This is a genomic window from Phormidium tenue FACHB-1050, assembly GCF_014696925.1.
Classification (GTDB): Bacteria; Cyanobacteriota; Cyanobacteriia; order Pseudanabaenales; family Pseudanabaenaceae; genus Pseudanabaena.
Genome location: NZ_JACJQY010000024.1, coordinates 1 through 23,981 on the forward strand (window position 1 = coordinate 1; position 23,981 = coordinate 23,981).

20 protein-coding genes are annotated in these 23,981 nt (G+C 42.7%); 8 read left to right on the plus strand and 12 right to left on the minus strand.

The genetic code is table 11. The annotated features are described in order from the left end of the window. Positions 1-199: 199 nt before the first annotated feature. From H6G05_RS14750 to H6G05_RS14790, 9 genes are all read right to left on the minus strand, one after another. Complete coding sequence (locus tag H6G05_RS14750; RefSeq protein WP_190578903.1) at positions 200-781, minus strand: AAA family ATPase; 582 nt, start codon at positions 779-781, stop codon at positions 200-202. Further along, a complete protein-coding gene (locus H6G05_RS14755; RefSeq protein ID WP_190578904.1) occupies positions 774-1,637 on the minus strand; it encodes a Uma2 family endonuclease in 864 nt (287 codons plus the stop codon). Before H6G05_RS14755 ends, H6G05_RS14750 begins: the two co-directional genes overlap by 8 nt. Before the next feature lie 95 nt (positions 1,638-1,732). Further along, complete coding sequence (locus tag H6G05_RS25050; RefSeq protein WP_199310555.1) at positions 1,733-2,998, minus strand: glycoside hydrolase family 19 protein; 1,266 nt, start codon at positions 2,996-2,998, stop codon at positions 1,733-1,735. Between the two features lie 37 nt (positions 2,999-3,035). Continuing rightward, on the minus strand, positions 3,036-3,971 hold the full coding sequence (locus tag H6G05_RS14765) for a hypothetical protein (protein ID WP_190578905.1): 936 nt from the start codon (positions 3,969-3,971) through the stop codon (positions 3,036-3,038). Positions 3,972-4,099: 128 nt separating this feature from the next. Beyond that, on the minus strand, positions 4,100-4,948 hold the full coding sequence (locus H6G05_RS14770; RefSeq protein WP_190578906.1) for a hypothetical protein: 849 nt from the start codon (positions 4,946-4,948) through the stop codon (positions 4,100-4,102). A gap of 40 nt (positions 4,949-4,988) precedes the next feature. Next, positions 4,989-5,432, minus strand: a complete 444-nt coding sequence (locus tag H6G05_RS14775) for a hypothetical protein (protein WP_190578907.1) — start codon at positions 5,430-5,432, stop codon at positions 4,989-4,991. 200 nt (positions 5,433-5,632) lie between these two features. Further along, positions 5,633-5,896: a hypothetical protein gene (locus H6G05_RS14780; protein WP_190578908.1), complete on the minus strand. Its 264-nt coding sequence runs from the start codon at positions 5,894-5,896 to the stop codon at positions 5,633-5,635. A gap of 155 nt (positions 5,897-6,051) precedes the next feature. Next, entirely contained in the window at positions 6,052-6,444 is a 393-nt protein-coding gene (gene ebsA, locus H6G05_RS14785) for a type IV pilus biogenesis protein EbsA (RefSeq protein WP_094535607.1), read from the minus strand. 218 nt (positions 6,445-6,662) lie between these two features. Then, complete coding sequence (locus H6G05_RS14790; RefSeq protein ID WP_190578909.1) at positions 6,663-7,985, minus strand: ABC transporter substrate-binding protein; 1,323 nt, start codon at positions 7,983-7,985, stop codon at positions 6,663-6,665. Positions 7,986-8,101: 116 nt separating this feature from the next. Between H6G05_RS14790 and rnc the strand changes: the two genes are divergently transcribed. The 5 genes from rnc (at position 8,102) to H6G05_RS14815 (ending at position 12,628) form a co-directional block, all read left to right on the plus strand. Next, positions 8,102-8,833, plus strand: a complete 732-nt coding sequence (gene rnc / locus H6G05_RS14795) for a ribonuclease III (protein ID WP_190578910.1) — start codon at positions 8,102-8,104, stop codon at positions 8,831-8,833. Positions 8,834-9,080: 247 nt separating this feature from the next. Beyond that, positions 9,081-10,700: a glycosyltransferase gene (locus H6G05_RS14800; protein ID WP_190578911.1), complete on the plus strand. Its 1,620-nt coding sequence runs from the start codon at positions 9,081-9,083 to the stop codon at positions 10,698-10,700. 79 nt (positions 10,701-10,779) lie between these two features. After that, positions 10,780-11,697: a glycosyltransferase family 2 protein gene (locus H6G05_RS14805; protein ID WP_408962478.1), complete on the plus strand. Its 918-nt coding sequence runs from the start codon at positions 10,780-10,782 to the stop codon at positions 11,695-11,697. Continuing rightward, positions 11,694-11,897 (plus strand): hypothetical protein, encoded by a 204-nt coding sequence (locus H6G05_RS14810; RefSeq protein WP_126384628.1) that lies wholly within the window; start codon positions 11,694-11,696, stop codon positions 11,895-11,897. Before H6G05_RS14805 ends, H6G05_RS14810 begins: the two co-directional genes overlap by 4 nt. A 56-nt stretch (positions 11,898-11,953) precedes the next feature. Further along, entirely contained in the window at positions 11,954-12,628 is a 675-nt protein-coding gene (locus H6G05_RS14815) for an esterase/lipase family protein (RefSeq protein WP_190578913.1), read from the plus strand. Between the two features lie 300 nt (positions 12,629-12,928). Here the strand turns inward: H6G05_RS14815 and H6G05_RS14820 are convergent, their stop codons facing one another. Next, positions 12,929-13,978 (minus strand): glucokinase, encoded by a 1,050-nt coding sequence (locus H6G05_RS14820; protein ID WP_190578914.1) that lies wholly within the window; start codon positions 13,976-13,978, stop codon positions 12,929-12,931. Positions 13,979-14,236: 258 nt separating this feature from the next. Then, positions 14,237-14,917 (minus strand): HEAT repeat domain-containing protein, encoded by a 681-nt coding sequence (locus H6G05_RS14825; protein ID WP_190578915.1) that lies wholly within the window; start codon positions 14,915-14,917, stop codon positions 14,237-14,239. Positions 14,918-15,265: 348 nt separating this feature from the next. On the opposite strand from H6G05_RS14825, the gene H6G05_RS14830 reads away from it, so the two are divergent. Continuing rightward, a complete protein-coding gene (locus H6G05_RS14830; protein WP_190578916.1) occupies positions 15,266-16,882 on the plus strand; it encodes an iron uptake porin in 1,617 nt (538 codons plus the stop codon). Positions 16,883-16,959: 77 nt separating this feature from the next. Here H6G05_RS14830 and H6G05_RS14835 read toward each other — a convergent pair whose 3' ends face one another. Next, entirely contained in the window at positions 16,960-17,376 is a 417-nt protein-coding gene (locus tag H6G05_RS14835) for a hypothetical protein (protein ID WP_242025524.1), read from the minus strand. 323 nt (positions 17,377-17,699) lie between these two features. Here H6G05_RS14835 and H6G05_RS14840 point away from each other — a divergent pair, with 323 nt between their 5' ends. Both H6G05_RS14840 and hisF read left to right on the plus strand, forming a co-directional pair. Beyond that, positions 17,700-23,051, plus strand: coding sequence for an acetate and sugar kinases/Hsc70/actin family protein (locus tag H6G05_RS14840; protein ID WP_190578917.1), 5,352 nt, complete (start codon positions 17,700-17,702; stop codon positions 23,049-23,051). A 138-nt stretch (positions 23,052-23,189) separates the two neighbouring features. Beyond that, positions 23,190-23,978, plus strand: a complete 789-nt coding sequence (hisF, locus tag H6G05_RS14845; RefSeq protein ID WP_190578918.1) for an imidazole glycerol phosphate synthase subunit HisF — start codon at positions 23,190-23,192, stop codon at positions 23,976-23,978. Positions 23,979-23,981: the final 3 nt, after the last annotated feature.

The window sequence follows — 23,981 nt, forward strand, 5'->3', positions numbered from 1 at the left end:
CCAGATGGTCTATGTCTTGTACGTCTATCTCTGGCATTTGGCTATTTTGATTGCTCTTTATTAAAAATACCTTATTTCAAATTTAACCTGCTGAATCTAGGATATATTCCAATTCCAAATTATTAAAGTTCACTTTCCCGCACCTACAGATAACTTTTACCCCTTGTCCTATAGATCAAGTTACCCATTTTTCGGAGATTTAAACCTCTCCAAAATATTCCAAAATATTAAGAATTCTCGTTTTTAGATTGATCACATCTCGCGCATTACAAAACACATTAGTCTTGAGACGGCGATCGCTACATAGCCCAATCACTAAAACATTAATATGCTCAATATATGCAGCATTAAGAGCAGCCTTGCCCACCTCATACACAAGCGGGATACCTGGTTGAATGATGGCGAGTTTTTGAAAAAATTGATTGGTACTAGCAAAACAACGATCTATGTATTGACTTAGCAAATTAAAATCCACATCGGTCTTGCCTTGAATATCGCCGAGGGTGTAGGCAATCATGTCAATTGGGGTGCGATCGCTAATAAAAGGGCTAGCCGATTCTTGCCAAACCTGCTCGGCAGCATCCAAAACATGATTCTGCACAAACAGTCTTGTTTGAAAGTCCATTGGTTCGGCAGGATCTAAGCCAAGCTGGGCAAAAACTTGGCTGGTCGTAGTGCGGACAAAGGGGATATTTAGGTGCGAGGATATCGCGATCGCTAATGTTGTTTTGCCAGTCCGATGTGCGCCACAGAGTCCCAGATTGCCTTCAAGTTTAAACATCGTCTGGATCGATACCTAAAGCTCGTAAACGCTCAGCAAGACGATTAGCACGTAGGCTTTCCTGCTTAGCACGTAGACTTTCTTGCTCAGCGCGTAGGCTTTCTTGCTCAGCGCGTAGACTTTCCTGCTCAGCACGTAGGCTTTCTTGCTCAGCACGTAGACTTTCTTGTTCAGCGCGTTGCTGTTGTGTTTCCGCACGTCTACGCTCTTGGGCGGTGCGTTGCTGTTCTTGCCAGACTTGGATTTCTGATTGCTGCAAACGTTGGCTTAGTTCCACAGGCGACAAAAATCTCTGACCGTCGGGACGCGAGATAATTAAATCCTGTCCCATTGCCCAATCAAATCTAATTCCTAACAATGGACTGACCCAATTCAGCATTGATGGAATTTGGACGAGGCGATCGCCAACTCGCTGCCAGCCTTCTAAGATCAAATCATCAGGATCGTAAATGTAATATTCCTGAACCCCATAGGTTTGATAAAAGTCAAACTTATCTTCAAGGGAATCTTGCCCACGCCGATCTTTATTACTGGGTGACAGGATCTCAAAAACTACTTGTGGCGCAATATTATCCTCTAGCCATTGTTTATAAGAGCCTCTGCGACCTTTGGGACGACCTAGCGCCACCATCACATCAGGTGCAACTCGTTTTTGAGTACGGCGCACAGGATACCAAAGTAAATCTCCCGCTACAAATACATTTGGGTCTTCGGCATACATGATCTCTAGATTTTCTTTGATGATCACAATCCAGCGATATTGTTCGGTATTGTCAGCCATAGGATTGCCGTCACTGTCAGGATAATCGATCTCTGGAGCGATCTCTTCTTCAGATGTTAGAGGTTGCAGAGTCATGGATTTACCCTCACCGAAACCTGTGCATGATTTATCCATTAAAACATAATCGCTAAACATGAAAGACGATGTTTTGTCGCCTTTCATGTTTAGCGTTAAGCACCCAATACCCGCTTAGCTCTGGCTAAATAGGACTGACGATCAGCTAAGCCATTTGTGCCGCCGTTGATGATACGGGTAATAGTAAGGACATCATCGCGATCAGCATGTCCATTAAGTTTCCGAGTATCCCAAAACCAGCCTGCACTGAGACAGGCTAGATCGAAATCTCCTAAACGCTGAGGATTGTTGATCAAATCCACGCCCAAGGCTCGACCACAATCAAGATAGTTGGCTCTTCCAGTAACTTGGATCAAGCCACGCCCCTTAAACCTCACACCGTCACCAGCCTGAGTATTACCAAGATCCCTCCTTCCTTCATAGGCTGCACCAGAGGCATATTCCTCGTTAGTGTTAAATCCATCGCTTTCATGACCCAATTGAGCGAGGAAATGCGCTTTACGCAGGGGTGTCGTGATTGCATAACGCTGCATTGTGTTATTCAAGTGGGGCAGGAGCTTCTCAAGGCGATCGCGTCGGGAATAGGGGGCGATCGCACTCAGTTGTTCTTGAGTAATCAACCCAGAAGCTTTAGTTAGATTGGTCTCAGTAGTTCGGGGATATAAGCCCTCATATGGCTCTTGATCGAGACGACGTGGAGGCAGATTATTGAGAATCCGAATCGTGCTATCAACTAGTACATCCTTGGGGTTGAAATCATCTTTAAGTCCAGTAATCAATTGATCTAAGCGCCGCGCTGCTAATTTGCGGTGCTCAGTCAGATTTGGCGCTTGGTAAAGCCCTTCATAGGGCTTTCGTAAGATAGGGCGCAAAGTTAAGCCACTCATCACCCTGATTAAGTCATCAATTCGACCATCAGCACTATTATGTTTTGGATCGGTGATCTGACCGATCGCTGCTACTAAGGTCTGAGCCGCTTGTTTGCGCCATGTTGATAAATCCGCCGCAGGGAAAAGTCCCGCATAGGGCGATCGCCCTGTCGGACGTGCGGGTAAATTACGTAAAAAACGGATCAAATCATCGATCGCCCCATCAAAAACGCTACCTTCAACATCGGGAATCTTGGGCACGGAAGCCTGAAGAGTTAATGCCGCCCGACTGCGCCATGTTGGTAAATCGGCCGCAGGAAGAATACCTGCATAGGGCTGACGAGTTTCTGGACGTGCGGGTAAGTTGTTTAAAACGCGCACTAGATCGTCTACCAGTCCATCTTTTTCATTGATCGTACTGCCAACAATTTTGGGAACCAGAAATCCAAGGGTTGCGGCTGCTTGCGATCGCCAAATCTCAACTTGTTTCATTGCCTTGATCGGGTAATTTCCACTTTGCGTAACACCATCATCTTATGAAACGCCCAAAAATCAATTTAACGAAGAAAGGATAACGGAAAAAGATTTTGCCTAATCCACTGACAATCCATTGGCGTAAACTAATGATCGCCACAGGCAAATATGGCTCTACTAAAGACTCAAGGGTAACGATGAAGCTATTTGCCCTTGCCTCGATAGGTATAGCAACTCTGATCGTAATCCAACAAAAAATTAAAATGATAACTACCGCGATCGCCACCAGTTGAAAAACTTTACTTTCTAGAAGACCGAGTAAATTTGTGAAAAATTTCTGGCTAGATTTTGGTAGCGATGGCAAGGTCAGATTGAGTTTGGAATAAATCCACCAAATCATTAAGACCACAATCGGAGCAGCGCTCGCCATCGCCCAGCATTGATTAGATAAATAAGCAGTTAAATCGGCTGAGAAACTAAATCTTTTCCCCAGATTTTGCAACGGATCACACCATGTGATTGTTGTTGTAAAAGATACAGTGGCGATCGCAAATGGACGTAATTTTTGCTCAACATAATCAGTGATCGCAGTTAAAAATTGCCGCGAAATTTGACTAACCACAAAACTATGGGTCATTAAAATGCGATCAGCGCGAGGATGATACAAGATCTCTTCACAAACCTTTTGACTAAGATCGCCATCTATATGTATCAAAGTCCGCAATATGAGTGAATCTGTCTCTGTCGTAGACAAATTACCCAAACTACCAATTTTATCTGTGTAATAAGTCCAAATGGCGATCGCCCCTTGTCGTTTTGCTGCCATGCCCACACTAGAGGCTAATACTTTTAGTAAGTCCCGACTATTAACTCTATAAATAATCTCATTAGCCTTAGCTAAACCCTTTGTATCCAGATAAATCTGGTCAATAACAGTGGGATTTAGCCACAAACTAATTTCGTCATCAATAACAGCCAACCAATCAGGCATAGCCACCTTAACTATAAATTATCTGAATTTATAAAGCTTCGTCTCATGGGGACGTAACTTTATAAATTTGAGTTTGGAATTAATTATGTTTATCTACTTACTTAACGGCGCAAAGCGTTGCCACATGATTATTTTGGTCGAAATTGCATCAAGTCTTTGACCAGACTGACGCAAGTTAGGATCAATCCTGACCATTGTTTCTCCGCATTTTCGACCGCTTGATGGTGCAAATCAAAAACCAACTTTGCCATCTTTGGATCAATTTTGCTTCTAGCTGGTACAAATAAATCATCCAAAAATCGATTGGTCAAATCACCATCAAGTTGAAACCTAGTCTGAGCATAGACACGTTCACCATTCAAAATTGATTGCTCAAATTCCCATAACTTGCGGAAGTAACGAATCATTGGCGCATCAGGAATTATTCTTCCTTCGGCATCCTTAGCAATATCTAATTGCAATACCTTGTCCGCTAGTTCCTCATAACAAGCTTGTTCAATCTCAAATTGTTCCTTTTGCCTAGGATCAGTCAAATTTTGACGATTGTTAAAAGATCGCTCTGCTCGTTTATAAATTTCTAAATCACGGTTATATCGATCAAGTTCAGTCTGAGAAGCTGCCGATCCTTGCTTTTGCAGTTCCTTACTACGGTCAAGGAGAGATCTTCTGATGTCTTGCAGCCCCTCCTCTGTTTTGTACATGATGTTTTCAAGCAGATCAGAGTAAAACTGTCTTGCATCAAATCTGGTGATTGGAATGTGGCTGACAATCATGGTGTTGACTTCCAACACCGTAATTTCTTCTAAAACATCTTTGATCGTTTCTCGAAATTTATTAAGGGTAGTACTTTCACCAGCACCATCTTTCTTTGTCGGTGTTGCAGGCTCATTATTGTTAGCAAGTTTTACGCGCCCAGATTTGATCCGAGTCGGTTCATTTTCGGCATTAACTTTGTTGTTTGTAGCCAGATCTTGCATACAGATTCCCTTAGCGACAGGTCGAATAAATTAGACAGGACTAGACTCGACTGAGAAAGCGATCGCTGCTACTGAAATCAACCGCATCTTCTGTCTCTGGCTCACTTTCTCCATTTAACAAACCTGTTACCTTTTGTCCAATATCGACTAGAGTTTTGAGATTATTGGCGATCGTCTCTGCACCCTTCTCCACTTGAATCTCATGGAAGCCACGTAGCTCTGCATAGGGAGAACCCTGCAAAAAGTCTGCTCCCAACTCATTTTCAATATCACCATCAATCAGATTAATCGTTGTTTTTAAGCGATTACCTGCTCTATGGGTCATATCACCTTCATGGGCTACCCAAGTCACAATTTCTAACTGTACAAGGTCAGAGAATATCTCTACCAAAGCATCACCGAAGTTTTTGGTTTCTTTGAGCTTACTTTGAAAACGTACTGACGCTGTGGCTGTAACGGATACCGAAGAACTTGCATACGTCATAACTAATACCTATAAGAATTTGAATGATTTCTGAGTCAAGGCAAATGGCTAGCTAAAATATTAATCACTTAAACAATAAACTTTATTCACAATAAAGTATTTTATAAATCAATTTTTATAAATATCTTATAAATTAGTTTGAGCCAAAGTAACTTAAGCCACTTGAATTTAATATTCATTAAACAGGCATTAAAGCAAGTTTAATGATAATCAGATAGCTCTATTAATTCCATTGGGACAAAGCTCTCTTGTGGTAGCAAAATCAGTTGGGAGTAAATAAGTTTGCCAGTCATATCTATGCGATTGATCGCTATGCCCATCGGACGTGGCAGTTGTGCTGCATAGGAATCAGCATAGTAGCGATAAATCTGCTTCGCAGCTCTGATAATCATGGGATCGACTTTTTTAGCTACAGGTTCTGACTGTCGCTCTGGATATTCGAGGCGTTGGGCGGCATATGACACAATGTAAACCCCTTAAATTTGACTGTTCTTTTGCCTTATAAAAAGCTGCATCAGGACTTTAGCTGACTTTGTTTTTTTTAGCAAGATTTGAGCTTAGGATTATACATGAGTTGATATTTTTTGGGTTGCTATATGAGCAAAAATTAGTAAAAAATTTAATTGCCTTCAGCACTAGCTAATTTGAGTCGAAATAACTTGCTGTAAAAAATTTGTGGAAAATCGACATAGCCTTTGTCGCGAATATTGGAGACAACATCAATTAAATAGCCAACAAATTCTGAATTTTCTAATGTCATTTCATAGCTCATGTCAGCATCACCCTCAAAGGTTAAGCGACATAAAGCCAGATCCGAGGGCAAGTTTGCCACGCGCCATACTGCCATAAAAGAAACCGCTGGACTTCCTTCGATATGCCGTTCACCCGTGATTTCGCCTTGTTTGTATAGGGAAATAGCATAGGGGAGAGCTTGACGCTTGTTTGGCTCTCGGTAATAGGGCATGTAGATGGAAACTTCTTGTGGAGCAGCAGCTTTAAGTTCGATCGCCATAGATATTGCGTCTCTATATGTTAGGTAAAGGCGGAGATTTTTACAGAAAGATTAGCAGATTTTTTGTCTAAATTTAGAGAGAGCGCAAAGCGACCTCTCTAATTTAGTTGATAGTTATACCAAAACACAAAATGGCATAGCCATTTTGTGTTTTTAAAACCCTTTCTGGGTTTGGTTTTTAATTCATAAAAGTGTGACAACACTTTTGTGAATTGGTATTAAGGAGAAACGCGATCAATTACAGTGATTTTGCCGTCAGGTTGGACTTCCCAAACGTCATAGCTGCCTTTAACATCGCCATATTCATCTAGATCAACGTTGCCGCTTGCACCTTGATAGTCAATGTCTGTGCCAGCTTTGACTAGCTTGATCGCTTCACAAACATCACTGACTTCTTGCCCTGGGGCATTGGCTACTTCACGGATTTTACTCTTGATACCATCGCCAGTGCCATCTTTGGCAGCTTCAGCAGCGATCGCCACTAGAGCTGCTGCGTCATAGGAATGAGGTACAAAAGCGCCTAGATCTTGACCTGTCTTTTCTTTGAATCGCTTGGTAAATGTGTCAAGTGATTTTCCATCAGCACCAGGAACCGTACCGATCGCACCTGCCAAAATCAATTTACCTTCAGGGGTACTACCAATTAACTTAGGAAAGTCCTCGGTTTTTACACCATCGGTGAGCAAAATCTTCACATCTTTGGTTAAGCCCTGTTCAAAAGCTGCCTTAATTACCGCACCGCCAGAATCGGGATAGAGAATTGCAGCAACTGCATCAGGTTTACTACCAAATGCGCCTTTAGCCTCAGCTTCAAAAGTGGTTGCCTTAGGATCGTAGCGAGTTGGGTTGCCTTTGTTGACAATTGTGCCGCCGAGTTTTTCAAAGGCTTCGACAAAAGCTTTTTCAAAACCTACGCCATAGTCGTTGTTAATGACGAGGGTGGCAACTTTTCGCGCACCTTTTTTATAGGCAAGATTTGCTAGAGCTAAAGCTTGATAGGTATCAGGGGGAGCGGTGCGATACCAGTAGCCATTAAATTCGCCTTTTTTCGCACGTTCGGTAAAGACGGGACTAGTACTACCTGGAGAAATCATCACGACTTTATTAGGAACAGCGATCGCTAGAGCCGCCGTAGAAACACTGCTAGCAAACGCGCCAACCACCGCACCGACGTTATCAACCTTCACCAGTTTTGTCATGGCTTCAGCACCTGCGGGTGGATCGGTGCGATCATCTTCCTTAAAGAAAGAGATGGGTTTGCCTAGTACACCGCCACATTGATTGACGGTTTCCACCAGAAAATCAATGGATTTGATCATCGGTGCGCCTATTGATGATAGGTCGCCTGTTGCAGGCAGAACTGCGCCTAAACGGAGAGTATCTTTAACGCCACCAGATCCTGAACCTGTTACGGGTGCTGTGGTATTAGCAGTGGGTTTAGAGTCTGTAACTGTAGTACTGGGCTGACAAGCCACAATCCAAATCGTTGTCACTGTTGCCAGCAAGGCTAGGCAGAGTGTAGAGAAAAACCTTTTAGTCATGGTTACGATGGACTACGATCATATTTACAAAGTTGCTGTAATTGTATCCGTAACTGTAATTTTAAGACAGACAAGGGGCTTAAGCCCCTTGTTACTAAATCTCGTTAAAAAGTCTCATGTCATCTACCATTGATCCACGTCGTCAAAGAGAGTTAGTCCGTTTGTTAGAACAGATGGGACTAGAACAATCAAAACTAGAGAGGATTAATCCTCAAGGTTTTGATTGGCTATTGATTGATCAATCTTTGGTACATCCCAGTTTTTCCAATACCTACAACAATGATCAGTTGGAGTTTGTGGGCGATAGTGTGCTGCGTTTATCAGTGAGTTTGTTTTTACAAGAAAGATATGGCGATCGCAAGGTGGGTGACTTAGCGGCTCTGCGATCGCATCTAGTCAGTGACAAAACCCTAGCCGAAATCGCAGGGATTTACGATCTCCAAAAATATGTTGTGGTTTCTAATGCCGCTCGTAATGACTCGCAAGCTCTGCGATCTCTATTAGCGGATGCCCTAGAAGCTTTAATGGCAGCACTATACATTAATACTCAAGATTTAGCTTTCATCCGTAAATGGCTCGATCCACATATGCAGCGTTTTGCTGAGGCTTTGTTGGCGATTCCTGCGCTGGGTAATTACAAAGTGGCTTTGCAAGAATTGACTCAAGGACGATGGAAACGTTTACCTGAATATCGCAATGTTGACACAGCCGCCAACAATCCCAGCAACCTCTTTTCCGTAGAAGTATGGTTTGACGATCGCTGCTGGGGTAAAGGACAAGGCAAAAGCATTAAAGCGGCTCAACAGGAGGCGGCGGCGATCGCCCTTCAAGCAATGTCTCAGCTATGAACAAAATAGGGGCGCAAAGCGCCCCTATTTTGTTTTTTTTTTAAGATTTACGGAATAGGTGTATAAATACTTAGCGTCAAATCGTAAATTTTTCTACAAATACAGGATAAGCGTCGTAATATTTCTTAGTGTACTAATTTCGTTCGTCTGATCAATTTTTAAGATTAGTGCTTCGTGTGGTAAGAAGGAGTCAAGAGTCATTCTGATACTAATATCGATCCTAGCCGCCCTAAATGCTGTGGCAGCAATGTGGCTATTACTTTATGGGCTAAATGCTTATTGGCTCACTGCTGTCCATAAGCCTAAGCTTTCTCTACGGAAAAAACTTGTTTTTCCGCAACTTAATCCTGCACGAGAATACCAAGTTGCTCAAGCCGCAACATCATCACCCAGTTCAGGTGCGATTGCTGTCAATAATTTTGATAACTTCGATCAATTTCGCCTCGACAAACCGCTAATCAATAGCTTTTCCAGTTATGTGTTGGCAGTCGATCCATCTGAGTATCATGCGATCGCCTTAGAAGATTTACCAATTGTCACCATCCAGTTACCAATTTTTAATGAGCGCTATGTTTCGCGCCGATTGGTAGATGCAGTTTGTCAGATGGACTACCCACGCGATCGAATGCAAATTCAAGTACTTGATGACTCCATTGACGACACTCAAGCGATTCTCAGCGAAACTGTCCAAGAATACCAAAATCAGGGCTTTTGGATTGAATACGTCCATCGTGTCAACCGCTCTGGATTTAAAGCAGGCGCTTTGCAAGATGCAATGCCACTCGTTCAGGGAAATTATATTGCCATTTTTGATGCGGATTTCATCCCTTCAGCAAACTGGCTCAAGGATACAATTCGTCATTATGTAGAAAATCCCGATGCTAAGGTTGCCGTTGTCCAAACCCGTTGGGGACATATCAATTCTGAATATTCGTTACTTACCAAGTTGCAATCGACTGGGATTGACGGACATTTTGCGATCGAGCAGCAAGCTCGATCGCAAAATGGCTATTTCCTAAATTTCAACGGGACTGCGGGTATTTGGAATCGTCAGGCAATTATTGATGCTGGTGGCTGGCACGCTGACACCTTAGCCGAAGACATGGACTTAAGTTATCGCGCTCAACTTAAAGGCTGGCAGGTTGTTTATGACAATAATATTGTCGCGCCTGCGGAGTTACCTGTTGCTATGCTTGCCTTCAAATTGCAGCAATTTCGCTGGGCTAAGGGCAGCATTCAATGTGCAAAGAAGTTAGTTGCTCAAATCTGGAAAGCTGATCTGAGTCTGGCTGTAAAATTTCAAGCCACCATGCATTTGACGGGATATTCGGCACATCCTTTAATGCTGCTCTTGGTTTTGCTCTCAATTCCCTTGATGCTGCTTACGCCTGTTCATGCGAACGCCATGCGGATTTCCTTTGAGAGCATTTGGGTGATTTTTATGCTCCCTGCCACCTTTGGCCCCCCATTTCTGTATTTCCATGCACAGCGCGAGTTATATCCTAAGTCTTGGCAGCGCCGCCTTGGTCGGATTTTCCTATTAGCTGTCCTTGGTACTGGTATTTCTTGGAGCAATAGCCGTGCAGTATTTGCTGGTTTATCCAATACAGGAGCAAATTTTCGACGCACACCCAAGTTTGATATTAAGCATAAAAGCGATCGCTGGGAAAATAAGGCTTATAAGATCCCCCTTGATGCCACTGCTGCGATCGAGATTTGCCTATCTGTTTACAGTACGATCGCCGCAATATTGGCACTTAGCAAAGGGCTTTATATAACCCTTCCATTTATGGTTTTGTATGCATTGAGTTATGCCTATGTTGGCGGACTTACTCTCTGGCAATCTTGGCAACAATCCCGTAATTAAAAGAAAAGGACGCGCAAGCGTTCTTTTTTAGTTAAAAAGTAGAGGACGCTTAGCGTCCTCTACTTTTATAATGATCAGTATGTGGTCAATTGTTATCCCAACTTATAATCGCTTACCAATCTTGCAGAAATGTTTGCAAGCTATGGAAGCACAAAACTTTACTCAATCCTATGAGATTGTGGTGGTTGATGATGGCTCTACCGATGGCACGGTAGAATTTTTGCAAAGCCATGCTGATGAATTTCCTCACGTTCGTTTATTTCTGCAAAACCATGAAGGGGCGGCGATCGCTAGAAATACAGGTATAGACTTAGCAAAAGGTGACACCATCGTATTTATTGATAGCGATCTTGTCGTTACGCCAGTATTTTTGTCAGCCCATGCTAAAGCTTTAGAAAAAGCTTCTAAAAGTGGTGATCGCGCCTTTACTTACGGGCTAGTAATCAATACCAGCAACTTTGACAATCCCACCTCTGAGAAAATTAAAATTCAAGATATTTCCACTGCTTTTTTTGCAACGGGTAATGTGGCGATCGCTAAGCATTGGTTACTTGAAGCAGGGAAGTTTGACACTAGCTTCCGTCAGTATGGCTGGGAAGATCTAGAGCTAGGTGTGCGCCTCAAAAAATTGGGATTAAAACTAATTAAGTGTCCTGAAGCCGTTGGTTATCATTGGCATCCCGCCTTTACGATTGAGCAATTACCACGCCTTGTTGATGTCGAAGCCCAACGCGGACGAATGGGGGTCGTCTTTTATCAAAAACATCCAACATGGCAAGTCAGGTTGATGATTCAGATGACATGGCTCCATGTCATGCTTTGGGGCGTATTGTCGTTAGGTGGTCTGCTGAATGAGCGATCGCTACGTCCCTTACTTACATGGCTAATCTCACAAGGCAAGCCCCAACTCGCCCTCGAAATCGCTAGAATTTTCTTAAATTGGTACAACGTCAAAGGCGTATACGCCGCCTATCGAGAGGCACAGCACAGCCTATGAAAGTTTCCCTCGAGTTTCTTTATCACTTTCATTGCGATCGCTGTCGTAAATGGTGGAGTCGTGCGGACATCGAGCCACAAGTTGGTGAACAGGTTTATTGTCCCTACTGCGGTCATGTGAATACTGTCGAAGTTGTGCAAACTTTTCGCAATGCGGCGCGTGGTGGTAGTTGCCTGAGTCAACGCCCTGACGAAAAGTAATATATAAAAAGTGCAAAACACTTTTTATATATTCGAGTATACATTTTGGGCTTTATATGACTACTACCAATATTATTCTGGCGGGATATCTTGCAGGTGCATCTGATTACATACCGATCGCTAAGAAATTAGAAAAGAAGAATTTAGCGGCTACCGTCGTACCCTTGAAATGGTGGGACTGGGTTCCGACGGTGGGCGGTCGGTCAATTGCCCCTATCTTAGAGAAGCTTGACCAAACTGTAAATCTAGAATTAGAAAAATCAGGTGCATCGAAAGTAAATATCATTGCTCATTCCGCAGGGGGCTGGCTCTCACGGATTTATCTAGGCGATCGCCCCTATTACGACAAAGTTTGGAATGCGCGTTCTAAGGTAGCCAAGCTCGTTTGCCTAGGAACTCCCCAACGTAGCCTCGAACCTTGGTCACTGCCAAATTTAGGCTTTGTTAATGACAATTATCCTGATGCCTTTTACGACGATATTGAATATATTTGTGTCGCGGGAAATGCGGTGCAGGGCAAAAAATATACACCAAAAAAATGGCTTGCCTATAGTAGTTATGAACTCACCATCGGTCAAGGGGATGTATGGGGCGATGGCATAATTCCGATTGAGGCTGCTTATTTGGATGGAGCGAAGAATATGGCGATCGATGGTGTGTATCATTCACCGCGATCGGGTAAATGGTATGGCTCACAAGAAGTAGTTGATATCTGGGCAGAGTATCTATAGCAAAGCAAGGTTTGGTTAGGACATAAACCCAGAAGATGAGTTGCGGCGCTTCGCGCCGCAACTCATCTTCTGGGTTTGGGTTTGTACTGGCTAATACCAATTCACGAGAGTGTTGTCACACTTTTGTGGATTGAAAACCAAACCCAGCAAAGGTTTTAAAGCTCAACATGACGTAGCCATTTTGTGCTTTTGTAGAATTTAGAGCGCTATTTGATGATCGCTGATTAAAAAAAATCGCCAGAGAGAATTAATCAAGTATTTCCATTACCTGTAGGCAATAAGATAAGATCCTCGATCGCCTCAAACAAAACTAGCGGCGTAAAGCATTGCCCCAATTAGTCCAACTTCAGGATTAAGCACAATATGGATGGGAATATCTTCTAAAACCGAGCTAACTCTTCCCTTGTTTTTCAGTACCTGTAAAAACGTTCCCTCCTGTAATAAAGGCAATATTTTGGGAGCAATACCACCCGCAATATATAAGCCCCCATTAGGAATTAGTTTCAATCCTAAATTGCCAACTTCGGCAGCATAAGCCTCTACAAACATTTGCATCGTTTGCGTGGCTAGGTGATCAATATTAGTCTCACTATTAACTCCACAATTTGTTAATGCTGCCTCGGCGATCACAGAAGCTGCACCAGAGGTGAGATCCCCTGCTTCCCATAGGCGCACCTTCTCAGCAATTTCTGCCGACTCGGGCGGAGAAACTTGGCGATCGCGTAAAAACTGATAAATCGCCACAATTCCTGTCCCTGAAGCCACGCGCTCTACTGATACTCGATCATGGCGCTTGAGCAGATATTGCAATAATTCAATTTCTAGCGCATTCCTTGGGGCAAAATCAGTATGTCCACCTTCAGTGGGATACACCTCATAGCGATCGCCATTCCATCCCAAATATGCCTCGCCCAAACCTGTACCTGCACCAATCACCCCAATCGGCGCTCTCTCTTTTACTTTCCCTTCTTGCAAAGTATATAAATCATGGGGATGTAATCCTAAAACCCCATAACCAACTGCCACAAAGTCATTAATTAAACTTACTTTGTCAATCTTGAGTTCCTCGGCAAGGCGATCACTATCAAAAAACCAACCGAGGTTAGTTAATTGCGATCGGCGATCGTTCACGGGGCCAGCAATCCCAAAACAAGCTGCTGTTATCTCTAGCCCTACACCTAAATTTATTTTGGCAGTTTCATTAAATTCGCGTAAAACATCTGAGAAATTAGCATAATTAGCACTAGCAAAGCGTTGTTCATATAAAACTCTAAATCCGTCAGCATTTTTTTCAGCAACCCGCACAAGGGTTTTTGTACCGCCAATATCTCCAGCCAAAATTATCGTCATTGCTTATTATTTCCTTGCCTAGTCATCTGAGCGTTCTGCTATTTAATTTTAAAGAACCAAATTTTTAGTAGCGCGGTTTTGCCGCGCTACTAAAAATTTGGTTCTTTATTTTAGGACTTACGCAAAAGGACTTGAAGCTCTCATTTTATCGTAGGTGCAATTCATGAATTGCACCTACGATAAAATGATTTTGCGTAAGTTCTTTATTTTACGAATCGGCTGTAAAGCAATAAATTAAACCGCTTTACAGTTTCTGTACTAATTAGTTGCCAACTGATCGATCGCATATTGAGCTGCTGCTGCTACCTGTGGATGGGCATCTTTAACTAAATAGTTCAAAGCAGAGAGGCTCTTTTCACAATTCAGATGTCCTAAAGCTTCCGCCAAACGTTGTCTGGTTAGCCAATCATCAGACTGGGCAAACCGCAAAATTTGATCGACACAGCGTAAATCGCCTACTTCACCTAAAGCCGCGATCGCTGCTTGATGCAGCATAGTCTCAGGACTATCCAATGCTTGCATTAGAGCATCATAGGCTCGCACATCCCCCAAATTTCCCAATGACACAGCCGCACTAAAACGGACTAGCCACTCAGTGTCTTCATAAAAAGCGCGTAACAATGGCTCAACGGCTCGATTATCTTGCAAATAACCCATTGCTCCAGCCGCATCAGCCCGAATCCCATAGTCATTCTCAGTTTCTAGAATCCTTGCCAACACAGGGAAGCAGTCTTCTGTATGCTTTAAACCTAGCGCAAATACCGCCATCGAGCGAATCTGTAAGTTTTCATCATCAATTACCTTTAAAATCAATGGCACTGCTTCGTCAGGCGACAAATCTCGTAAAGATACCAAGGCGCGAAGGCGATCTCGTGAGTTTTCACTATCCAACTGTTGAGCGATATTGCTTAAATCTGGGATTTGATTGGAGGAAGACATAAAAAGCTCGTATTAAAATTCTAAGTATAGCGATCGCCCTTAACCAAAAGTAACAGAATCCTCCAAAACATTGCTAAAGAATAGCTTGCTGTCAAGATAGCCCGATCGGATGACAAAATATTTAAACTAAGTATGCTAGGATACATTCAGATTGGAATTTTATGTAGCTAATCTAGCAGTATCTAAAGCGATAGACAGTTATTTTGGGTAAGATCGATCCCATGTATCTGCCAAAGTTGTATAGAATTGTATAGACTATAATCGATAGCGTAAGGGTCGATAAACTCTACACTAACTGCATAAGCCAAACACACAAACTTAAAATTTACTCTCGTGAGGAGTGGAATAATGAAAAAAGTATCTTTGAATCTAGCTGGCAGCCTAAGTCTCTTAGGTGTTATTGGTGCAGTCGCCGCAACCCCTGCATTCGCAGAAACCACTACAAGTGTTTCTCAAGTTAGCCAAGCTATGAGCAGCGATCCAGTTGCTCAAAATGTAACTTCAGTATCTCAACTTAGCGATGTTCGCCCTACTGACTGGGCTTTCACCGCATTACAATCCTTAGTAGAGCGTTACGGTTGTATCGCTGGATATCCTGATAGCACTTTCCGTGGTAGACAAGCAACTAGCCGCTTTGAATTTGCTGCTGGTTTGAATGCTTGCTTAGACAAGATCAACGAAATCATCTCCGCAGGTTTGGCAGACAAGGTATCCAAAGAAGACCTCGCCACCTTGCAAAAGCTACAAGAAGAGTTTGCTGCTGAACTCGCAACCCTTCGTGGTCGTGTAGATGCTCTTGATGCTAAGACCGCTAAGCTCGAAGCTCAACAGTTCTCCACCACCACTAAGCTTTCTGGCGAAGCAATCATGTCCGTACAGGGTGCTAGTGGTAATCCTGGCACTCCTAGCAGCTCCAATGTTTTTGTCTCTAGTCGTGTTCGTTTAGACCTCAACACCAGCTTCACAGGTAGCGATCTGTTGAAAACAAGACTAGAAGTCGGTAATGGCGGTTCTAGTATTCCCACTGCTTTCGGTGCTGGTTCAACTACTCAAAATAGCTTTGCAGGTAATCCTAATTCGAGCAATATTGGCTTCCAAACCTATGGACAAGATTACACTGGCTTAGGTTCAACCTTTACACTTGCTAAATTGCGTTATGACTTTAACCTTGGCGATGCTCGTATCTCTGTTGGTCCCGTAATGCACGCTTACGACCACATTGATACCAATAGCTACGCTAACAACGAAGCTGTTGATTTCGCATCTACATTCTTTATCAACAATCCTCTGATGGTTTTGGTGAATGGTCAAACAGGTGGTGCGGGTGCAGCTTTTGATTGGAATCTTGGCAAGAGCGCATTCAGTGTACGTGGTCTTTATTTAGCTGCTAGTGGCAACCAACCTACCGCTATTAATGGAGTTAACCGTGGTCTATTTGGTGATGCTTATCAAGCTTCAGCCGAATTAGAATTCGCTCCTAAGAACGATGCTGGTGAAAAGCCTCTTGCAATCAAGCTTCAGTACACCAATGGTGCTGTCAACAACGCCAACATTAATGCAGGTGGTGTAAACGTTGAGTGGAAGTTTGCTAAGGGTATCGCCATCTTTGGTCGCTATGGCTTTGGTACAATTGATAACCGTGGTGTTGTTCCTGGTGCCTTCACAAGCGGACTATTTGGTGCTGCTCCAGCTACAGCAGGCAACTTGAGCCCTCAAACTTGGATGGCTGGTTTTGCTTTCCCTGATTTGTTTAAGGAAGGAGCAATGGCAGCAGTTGCTGTTGGTCAACCTTTTATTGATCGCTTTGTTGGCAACGCAACTCAAACCAACTTGGAATTGTTCTACAACTTCCCAGTTACCAACAATATCCGTATCACTCCTGATGTTCAATTTATTTTCAATCCTAACAATACAACTGGAAGCACCATCTTCGTTGGTACTTTGAGAACTGTATTCTCGTTCTAAGCTCGTAAAAAAGAGGTGTTGCAAAAGTAACACCTCTTAAAAAAATAAGGCTAGCGCATTGCGCTAGCCTTATTTTTTTATCTGATACCAATTAGTGATTTTGCCATTGGGAAATAGGTCGCCCATATTTTAGGATCAGGACGACTTGCCCAGTCGCGACGGGAGACAATCAGTTGCAAGATAATTGCAGCTTGATCCTGATTTAGATTTTGAGCAGTAACTTTGATCGATACATCCGAAACTAATACCTCACGATCAAATGTACGCTGCGCCGCTGATCGTGCCAGTATTTCAGCCTTACGGGTCATTACTGTAAACCCCTCATCTTGGTTGACAAGTAACCGAATATCGACCTCACGACGCTCTGCAACAGCACTACCAGCGATCGCTATGGTTGTTAAAGTAGCGATCGCTGAAACAAGTAAGTAGTTAGTTAATCGACGAAATGGCTGAACCATCGAAAAAGTCGGAGAAACATGCGATTTGTTTTTCATAGTCATCTTCGCCAGAAACTCACAAAAAAATTTATAGAAAATCGCCAAGATATTAGCAAAAAACTGGGAAAGATGTGTGCTATTGTCTGCTAACAAATTTGGCTTTAGAGTGTAGCTCATTTGAGAGTCAATTTGCCCACCAATTTTCGTGATCTTGGGATTTACGTACCTCAGCATAATTAAAAAACAGACCTAAGAGCTATGCCGACCACGCATCAGCCTGCAAGGCTTTTGGGTTTTATGTTTAGTTTTTTTGCTTACCTACTTACTAATCCTCAAGATCATCCCTTATCTATTGCTATGGAGGTCTTACAGGGGGCGCTATGTCAAAAGTTCTGATTACTAATTTGATCGATCAAATCAATACATTGCTGAGCCGTCCTGTGGGATCAGTATCGAGGAAACCATCCCCAGATACCATTCACCAGAGAGAGCAGCTAAAACAGTTGCGATCGCACCTTGAGAGCCTAGCTGATGACTCACTTCTAGGTAATTTAGAGCAGCAGTATCAAGCTTTAGTAACGCGCTTACAAGGACAAAATCACCCCAATAATGATCTAAGCAATCATCAGGGTAACGAACAGTCTCATCAAAATGACTTAAAAACAAAAGAAGTCAATACAGACAATTTTAAAACGGATAAACTAGAGACATTGCCACCCCTATTAGTTAGCCCAGTAAGCAACTTATTTGGCGCTGAATCTTACTTGACAAAGGAGACTAGCACAATGACGAATGGCACACCTGAACCCAACTCTACATTTGTCAACGATCGCATGATTGCTTCGCTCCAGCAAGCAATTCAACAGACATTGCAGCAGGTTGTCAAAGATTCAGTACAGCAATCCGTGCAGCAGGTGGTCAGCCAAACTCTCGCTGTCGAAAGAGCGCTCATGGTAGGAGAAATTTCGGCGAGTTTAAATAAAATTGTTGAATCTCAGCAGCGATCGCAAATAAGTCAAGAATTAATTACTCTAAATCAACAAAAGCAAAAGTTAAATGCTGAAATCTCTCAGCTAGAATCCGATCGCGCGACTTGGATGAGACAATTTCAAGAGTTTCAAACTACTCAACAAGAAGCTTTAGATCGATCATTAAGCTCGGTAAATAACTATGTGCGAGATCAAATTTCTGACTCGTTACAACAAACAGTACAGCAAACTATGGCAGGAACAGTTGCCGATAGTGTCAATCAAACCGTGGTACAGACGCTCCAAGACAACTTAGCCAATCTTTCTGCGAGTAATTCAGGGCTCTCTAACTTAGAGCCACCACAAGAAGAGTTTGTAAATAAAGTACAAGAACAAACTGATCGCTTTTTGCTACATCTTGATGAAATGTTTAGTACTACATTTCGATCGCTAGAGCAGGAAATCCAAGAATATCAGACATCGATCGCCGCCAAACTTGGTCATATGGAAACCCTTGAACAAAAGGGAGAGGCGTTAATTAACGCTTTAGTTAATCGGATTAGTCAACAAACTCCCGAAGCACCAACAAGCTCAGATGAAGTAACTTCATCGTCTGCCAACATATTGCCTGAATTACCAGATGATATTCCAATCCGCTATCTAGAGACTTTTACAGAACCTGCTGATGAAAATTTGATCAATGCTTTGTTAGCGGGTAATGAGTTCGGTGAAGCGATCGCTGAGGTTCAAACACCCGAAGCCCAAATTATTGAAGTCGAGATAAGTCCTTTAGAGGTACAAACTGATAGTGAAGATTTAGTCCTATCAGCCGCTAAAGCAGAGGATCATACTGAAAGTAATTTAGATGCAAATGCCCTAAATAACACCGAAGAGTCTATAGACTTAAGAGTTTCTGATCTGGAAAGTATATTAGGAGCGTCTGCTGACAGCCTATTTGAAGAAACAGTTGCAGAAGAAATACAGGCTAATCCATTAAGTGATTTAGCTGGTTTCGGCACAAGCATCATTCTCGATCCTCAAAGTGCGCTCGCGGCTCGTGAGTTAAATCCTGATTTTGATTTAGAAGCTGCTACTCAAATCGTCGAGATATTTGATACGCCGCAGGAGCGAATGGAAGAAACTGGAGAAGAAGATAATCCTCTTGAATTACTATCATTAAATTTTCCTGTATCAGAGCAAGTCAGCGAATCTGGCGAACTAATTGATGATCCTGAACTTTTAAAATGGCTAGAGGAGAGTAACAATCGCCCTAGCCCAACCACAAATATTGCTGATGTTTCCCCCGATGAGGATTTATTGTCATGGTTAGGCAATGAAGCTCTGGACATGGCTAAACTACCTACCCAAAGAGAAGAGCAATCCTCCTCAATGTTCAACAGTTCACCATCTGAGCTAGAAGTTTTTAATCCTTCTCAGATTGCTCCTATGATTGCCTCAGCTAATATCAGTTCGCAGGCAAATTCGGACAATCCAGATAGTATAGAGTCCAAAATTGAACAGTTTTTAAATAGCTCTCATAGTGATCAAGCTGTTGATTCTGACGAATCACTAATTCTACTTACTAGTAAAAGTTCTGACGATTTTGCATTTCCAGAATGGGAAGATTCATTAGTTGATGATCTTAATTCGGATTTAGACCGCCTTGATGCTGGGGTTGCCTCAGATCCGCAAATAGCGGCTAAACTTGATCAATTTATTCGCAATACTCCCTATGCCCTAACCAATTGGGAGACTGAAGAATCTCAAGCTTATCCTACGATCATTGAGGTGTCAGCTCAATCATCAAGCAGCAAAAAAGTTAGTCCACCCTCAGAAATCGATGAATTAGAAGTTCCACAGATTATTGAGAACCCCAACACCTTATTTATTGATCGATTTGCTGATTCTTTTACTGATCATGACGAACAGTCAGAAATTGCCGTAAATAACGTTGACTTACAGCAATCTCCCTTTACAACTGAAGTCAATGATATTCCTGAGATTTTTGATGACGAGGATTCGCTATTTGATATAAAACCAGAGGATCAGATTTCAGAAATAGATTTACCTCGATCTTCTACATCTTCATCCAAATCGTCCTCATCAAAGATTGATGAAATGGATGCAATTTTTGCAGAAGTAATTGCCGAAAATGCTGCTAAATATTCTCAACCAACTCCATTTGCAGCTAGTGATGAACTGGACGAACTGTTTGAAAAATCTCCCCAAGTCAGTAAGCAGGAAATAAGTAGCAATCCAAATCCAGATCTAAATTTAGACGATGAAAGCGATCTTGATACACTTCTATTTGGTTTTGATCCTGCAACTGAATTAGAAGAACCAGATACAGTTATGCAAGTTCTACCACAAGTAGACCATAGCAAAATTGACTTTCGTAGAGATACTATCAAGGAGCCTGTTGCTCTCCCAGAAACAAGTTCATCTATCGAAGAACAATTAGATACGATTATGCAAGGCTTTGTTCAGGAAGAGTCGTTCGATACTTCAGCAGTAACTGGGGTTGCAGAAATCGAAAAAGTCCCCACAATATTAGAAGGTTCAAATGTTACTCCAGCAGAAGATGATGATTGGAATATAGCTCTAGAAAAGCTTGAATCTAAGCTATTACAGCCAATTGATAGTAAAGATAATAGTTTTAATACTGAATCTTTAGAGTTGTCTGCTGATGAATTTTTTGCTTCTTTAGAATACGACAAATTGAATAGCTTCGCAGATACCAGCGAAAAGGCTACGCTACCAAAATTGTCAGAGAAAGGAACATCTGAAGCGATCGCTGATTTTATTGATTTAGAAAATAATGCTGAGATTGAGGAAGAAGAATTATTACTCAATGAGTTTGCCGATGCTCAAGGTGATGCTCCTAGTAATGTTACTGATAATGAGTGGGATAATTTACTCAAGAATTTGAACTCATTTAATTTTAATAATCCTTTACTTGATGATCGGCGAGAGCAACTTGGGCTGTCATCGGTAGCACCGATTAGCGACACCAGTGAAAATGTTTTCGATATAGACTCGCTCGTATTGGAATCACGAAGCATGGCGCTAATTCCCGCTCCACCTGAGAAAGAAGTCTATAGCCTCGATGATACTTGGGTCTTAGGGATTGATTTTGGAAGTACTGCTATTAGAGCTAGCTTACTAAATGCTGATACTGGTCGCGTGTATGCTCTGTATCTTGATGATGTTGAGGAAATGCCATGCAAAGTCGTGTGGACTGAGGATCATCATAGTCTGGATGACCCGATCGCTAAAGATATTAGGATTCTTACTAAGCGATCGCAAAATGCTGGGCTTGAAACTGGTGAAGTAGCTTTTGTCCATTTCAAACAGTTCCTTAAACTGGGCTTACCCTATCGCGGTGTGAGTGCTTGGCAGCCAATTATTCAATGGTCAGATTCTCGTCAAGTGAGTCTGAGGTGGTTAATTGCAGCTCTCAAAAATTTACTAGAGCAGATCCAAACTAGGGCAAATCATCCCAAACTTCCCGATGTTGGTTTGATTTTACTGAAGTTGAGTGGCGTTGTATTTGGATATCCTGCTGACTGGTCAGACACTTATATTCTCAATGTCCGTGAAGCTATTCTTAAGGCAGGATTAGTTAATCAAGCTGAGCAGGTAATGGCTGTCGATCAGGCGATCGCGCCAGTTTTGTCGCTGCTTCATGATCAAAAAATTTCTCAGGAAATCACGCTTTTAATTGATGCAGGTGCGGTCACTACCAATCTCTGTCTGACTAAGGGACTGAGTGAGACAAAAGATCGATCCAAGCTTCATATTCGCAGCCTTGACTATGCGGGTGTCAGCATCAGTCAAGATATTGTTGTCCAACTGTTCTATCCACACTGGCAGCTAATCACCAATCCTAACCGCCATCTCTGTAATTTCGAGCATCTCAGTTTGCCAGAGATTGGAGCTTCTGCACCTCAGCAACGGATTCTCCTTCAGCAATATTTATTGAGTTCCCATCTTGGACAACAAATGTTGGAACTAGCTGATCGCGTCAAAGTCACATTTGGTAGCGATGTGGGCGTAGATAGTTGGAATGAAGAGTTGATGGGACAACCAATAGTCGTCCTGCGACGGGAATTGGAGAACTTGATTTTGCAACCATTTATCCAACGCCTCAATCGTGAACTCAATACCATCCTCAGTAATGCGGGCATTCTTGGTGAAGATGTACACCAAGTTTTGCTACTCGGTAGCACGATGCATATTCCCTTACTATCGCGTTGGCTAGCCCAAAAGCTCCCTAATGCCAAGATCGATCCCTTAGCTACTTCGGTGGTAGCCAATGGCTTAGCTGTATCGCCGCTCTATCCCAATTTACAAGATGTCGCACGTCAGCAATACTCTGATTACTTCCTCTTACAAGAGATTTGCCGACTCAACCTGACTAAGGCTATTAATCCCAATCAACTGCTTCAACAATTACAAATGCGTGGCATTAATATCAAAACCTGTCGCGATCGCATTTTGAGCATTTTACAAGGTGATTTACCTGAAGGGTTATTTCCTTGGCAAGAACCAGAAAGCTCAGTAATTTTAGAAGATCCGACTCTCAGTAGTGATTTATTTGCAGGTAGATTATTTGAACTGGAAACTGATGGCACGTATCAGCCCAATGTGACCAAGTTCCAGCAATTACGTGTGTATCTACAGGCGATTATTGGCAACATGAGTCAAACTCTGAACGAGCCACTAGTTTTTCCTGAGATTAAAACTATGGCGATGTCTAAATAAACAAAAGGAGTGCTTAGCACTCCTTTTGTTTTCAAAGCCTTGCTTTGCAAGGCTTTGAAAACAACCTAAGTTTGCGTAAGGCTCAAAGCGCTGTAAAATATTCTCTCTTGCTGTGATTGTGGAAAAATTAAAGAGCTTATGCTAGCGAAACGCATTTTGCCTTGTCTAGATGTGAAAGCAGGTCGAGTCGTCAAAGGGATCAACTTTGTTGATCTTAAGGATGCTGGCGATCCTGTCGAACTAGCACAGGCTTATAATCTCGCAGGAGCCGATGAATTAGTATTTCTAGACATCACTGCTACCCATGAAGATCGCGGTACTATTTTGGATGTGGTCTATCGCACTGCCGAGCAAGTATTTATTCCGCTTACAGTGGGCGGCGGTGTCCGCAATGTAGACAATATTCGTGAGCTTTTGCGGGCTGGAGCAGATAAGGTAAGCATGAATTCCGCAGCAGTGCATGATCCAGATTTGATTAATCGCAGTAGCGATCGCTTTGGCAATCAGTGCATTGTGGTGGCGATCGATGCTCGACGTAGAAATGATCCTCAAAATAGCGGCTGGGATGTATATGTACGAGGAGGTCGAGAAAATACTGGTATTGATGCCCTCTGGTGGGCGCAGGAAGTGGTCAAACGTGGTGCTGGCGAAATTTTACTGACAAGTATGGATGCTGATGGCACAAAGGCTGGCTACGATCTGGAGCTAACCCGTCAAGTTGCGGATTTAGTTGAAGTTCCTGTGATTGCTTCGGGTGGTGCGGGAAATTGCGAACATATTTTGCAAGCAGTGACTGAAGGTAGAGCGGAAGCAGCGTTGCTGGCTTCTTTACTGCATTATGGCGAACTGACGATCGCAGAAATTAAGGATTATCTCTCTGCAAACCAAGTCCCTGTGCGATCGCTGACTTCCTCAAATAAGTGCTAATTA

Excerpts from the sequence above, each read along its gene's own strand:
- hisF (WP_190578918.1), top strand. The coding sequence starts at position 23,190 with ATGCTAGCGAAACGCATTTTGCCTTGTCTAGATGTGAAAGCAGGTCGA.
- H6G05_RS14815 (WP_190578913.1), top strand. The coding sequence starts at position 11,954 with ATGACTACTACCAATATTATTCTGGCGGGATATCTTGCAGGTGCATCT.
- H6G05_RS14755 (WP_190578904.1), bottom strand. The coding sequence starts at position 1,637 with ATGACTCTGCAACCTCTAACATCTGAAGAAGAGATCGCTCCAGAGATC.
- H6G05_RS14825 (WP_190578915.1), bottom strand. The coding sequence starts at position 14,917 with ATGTCTTCCTCCAATCAAATCCCAGATTTAAGCAATATCGCTCAACAG.
- H6G05_RS14830 (WP_190578916.1), top strand. The coding sequence starts at position 15,266 with ATGAAAAAAGTATCTTTGAATCTAGCTGGCAGCCTAAGTCTCTTAGGT.
- H6G05_RS14805 (WP_408962478.1), top strand. The coding sequence starts at position 10,780 with ATGTGGTCAATTGTTATCCCAACTTATAATCGCTTACCAATCTTGCAG.
- H6G05_RS14810 (WP_126384628.1), top strand. The coding sequence starts at position 11,694 with ATGAAAGTTTCCCTCGAGTTTCTTTATCACTTTCATTGCGATCGCTGT.
- ebsA (WP_094535607.1), bottom strand. The coding sequence starts at position 6,444 with ATGGCGATCGAACTTAAAGCTGCTGCTCCACAAGAAGTTTCCATCTAC.
- H6G05_RS14835 (WP_242025524.1), bottom strand. The coding sequence starts at position 17,376 with ATGAAAAACAAATCGCATGTTTCTCCGACTTTTTCGATGGTTCAGCCA.
- H6G05_RS14775 (WP_190578907.1), bottom strand. The coding sequence starts at position 5,432 with ATGACGTATGCAAGTTCTTCGGTATCCGTTACAGCCACAGCGTCAGTA.
- rnc (WP_190578910.1), top strand. The coding sequence starts at position 8,102 with ATGTCATCTACCATTGATCCACGTCGTCAAAGAGAGTTAGTCCGTTTG.
- H6G05_RS14840 (WP_190578917.1), top strand. The coding sequence starts at position 17,700 with ATGTCAAAAGTTCTGATTACTAATTTGATCGATCAAATCAATACATTG.
- H6G05_RS14770 (WP_190578906.1), bottom strand. The coding sequence starts at position 4,948 with ATGCAAGATCTGGCTACAAACAACAAAGTTAATGCCGAAAATGAACCG.
- H6G05_RS14800 (WP_190578911.1), top strand. The coding sequence starts at position 9,081 with ATGTGGCTATTACTTTATGGGCTAAATGCTTATTGGCTCACTGCTGTC.
- H6G05_RS25050 (WP_199310555.1), bottom strand. The coding sequence starts at position 2,998 with ATGAAACAAGTTGAGATTTGGCGATCGCAAGCAGCCGCAACCCTTGGA.
- H6G05_RS14765 (WP_190578905.1), bottom strand. The coding sequence starts at position 3,971 with ATGCCTGATTGGTTGGCTGTTATTGATGACGAAATTAGTTTGTGGCTA.
- H6G05_RS14750 (WP_190578903.1), bottom strand. The coding sequence starts at position 781 with ATGTTTAAACTTGAAGGCAATCTGGGACTCTGTGGCGCACATCGGACT.
- H6G05_RS14790 (WP_190578909.1), bottom strand. The coding sequence starts at position 7,985 with ATGACTAAAAGGTTTTTCTCTACACTCTGCCTAGCCTTGCTGGCAACA.
- H6G05_RS14820 (WP_190578914.1), bottom strand. The coding sequence starts at position 13,978 with ATGACGATAATTTTGGCTGGAGATATTGGCGGTACAAAAACCCTTGTG.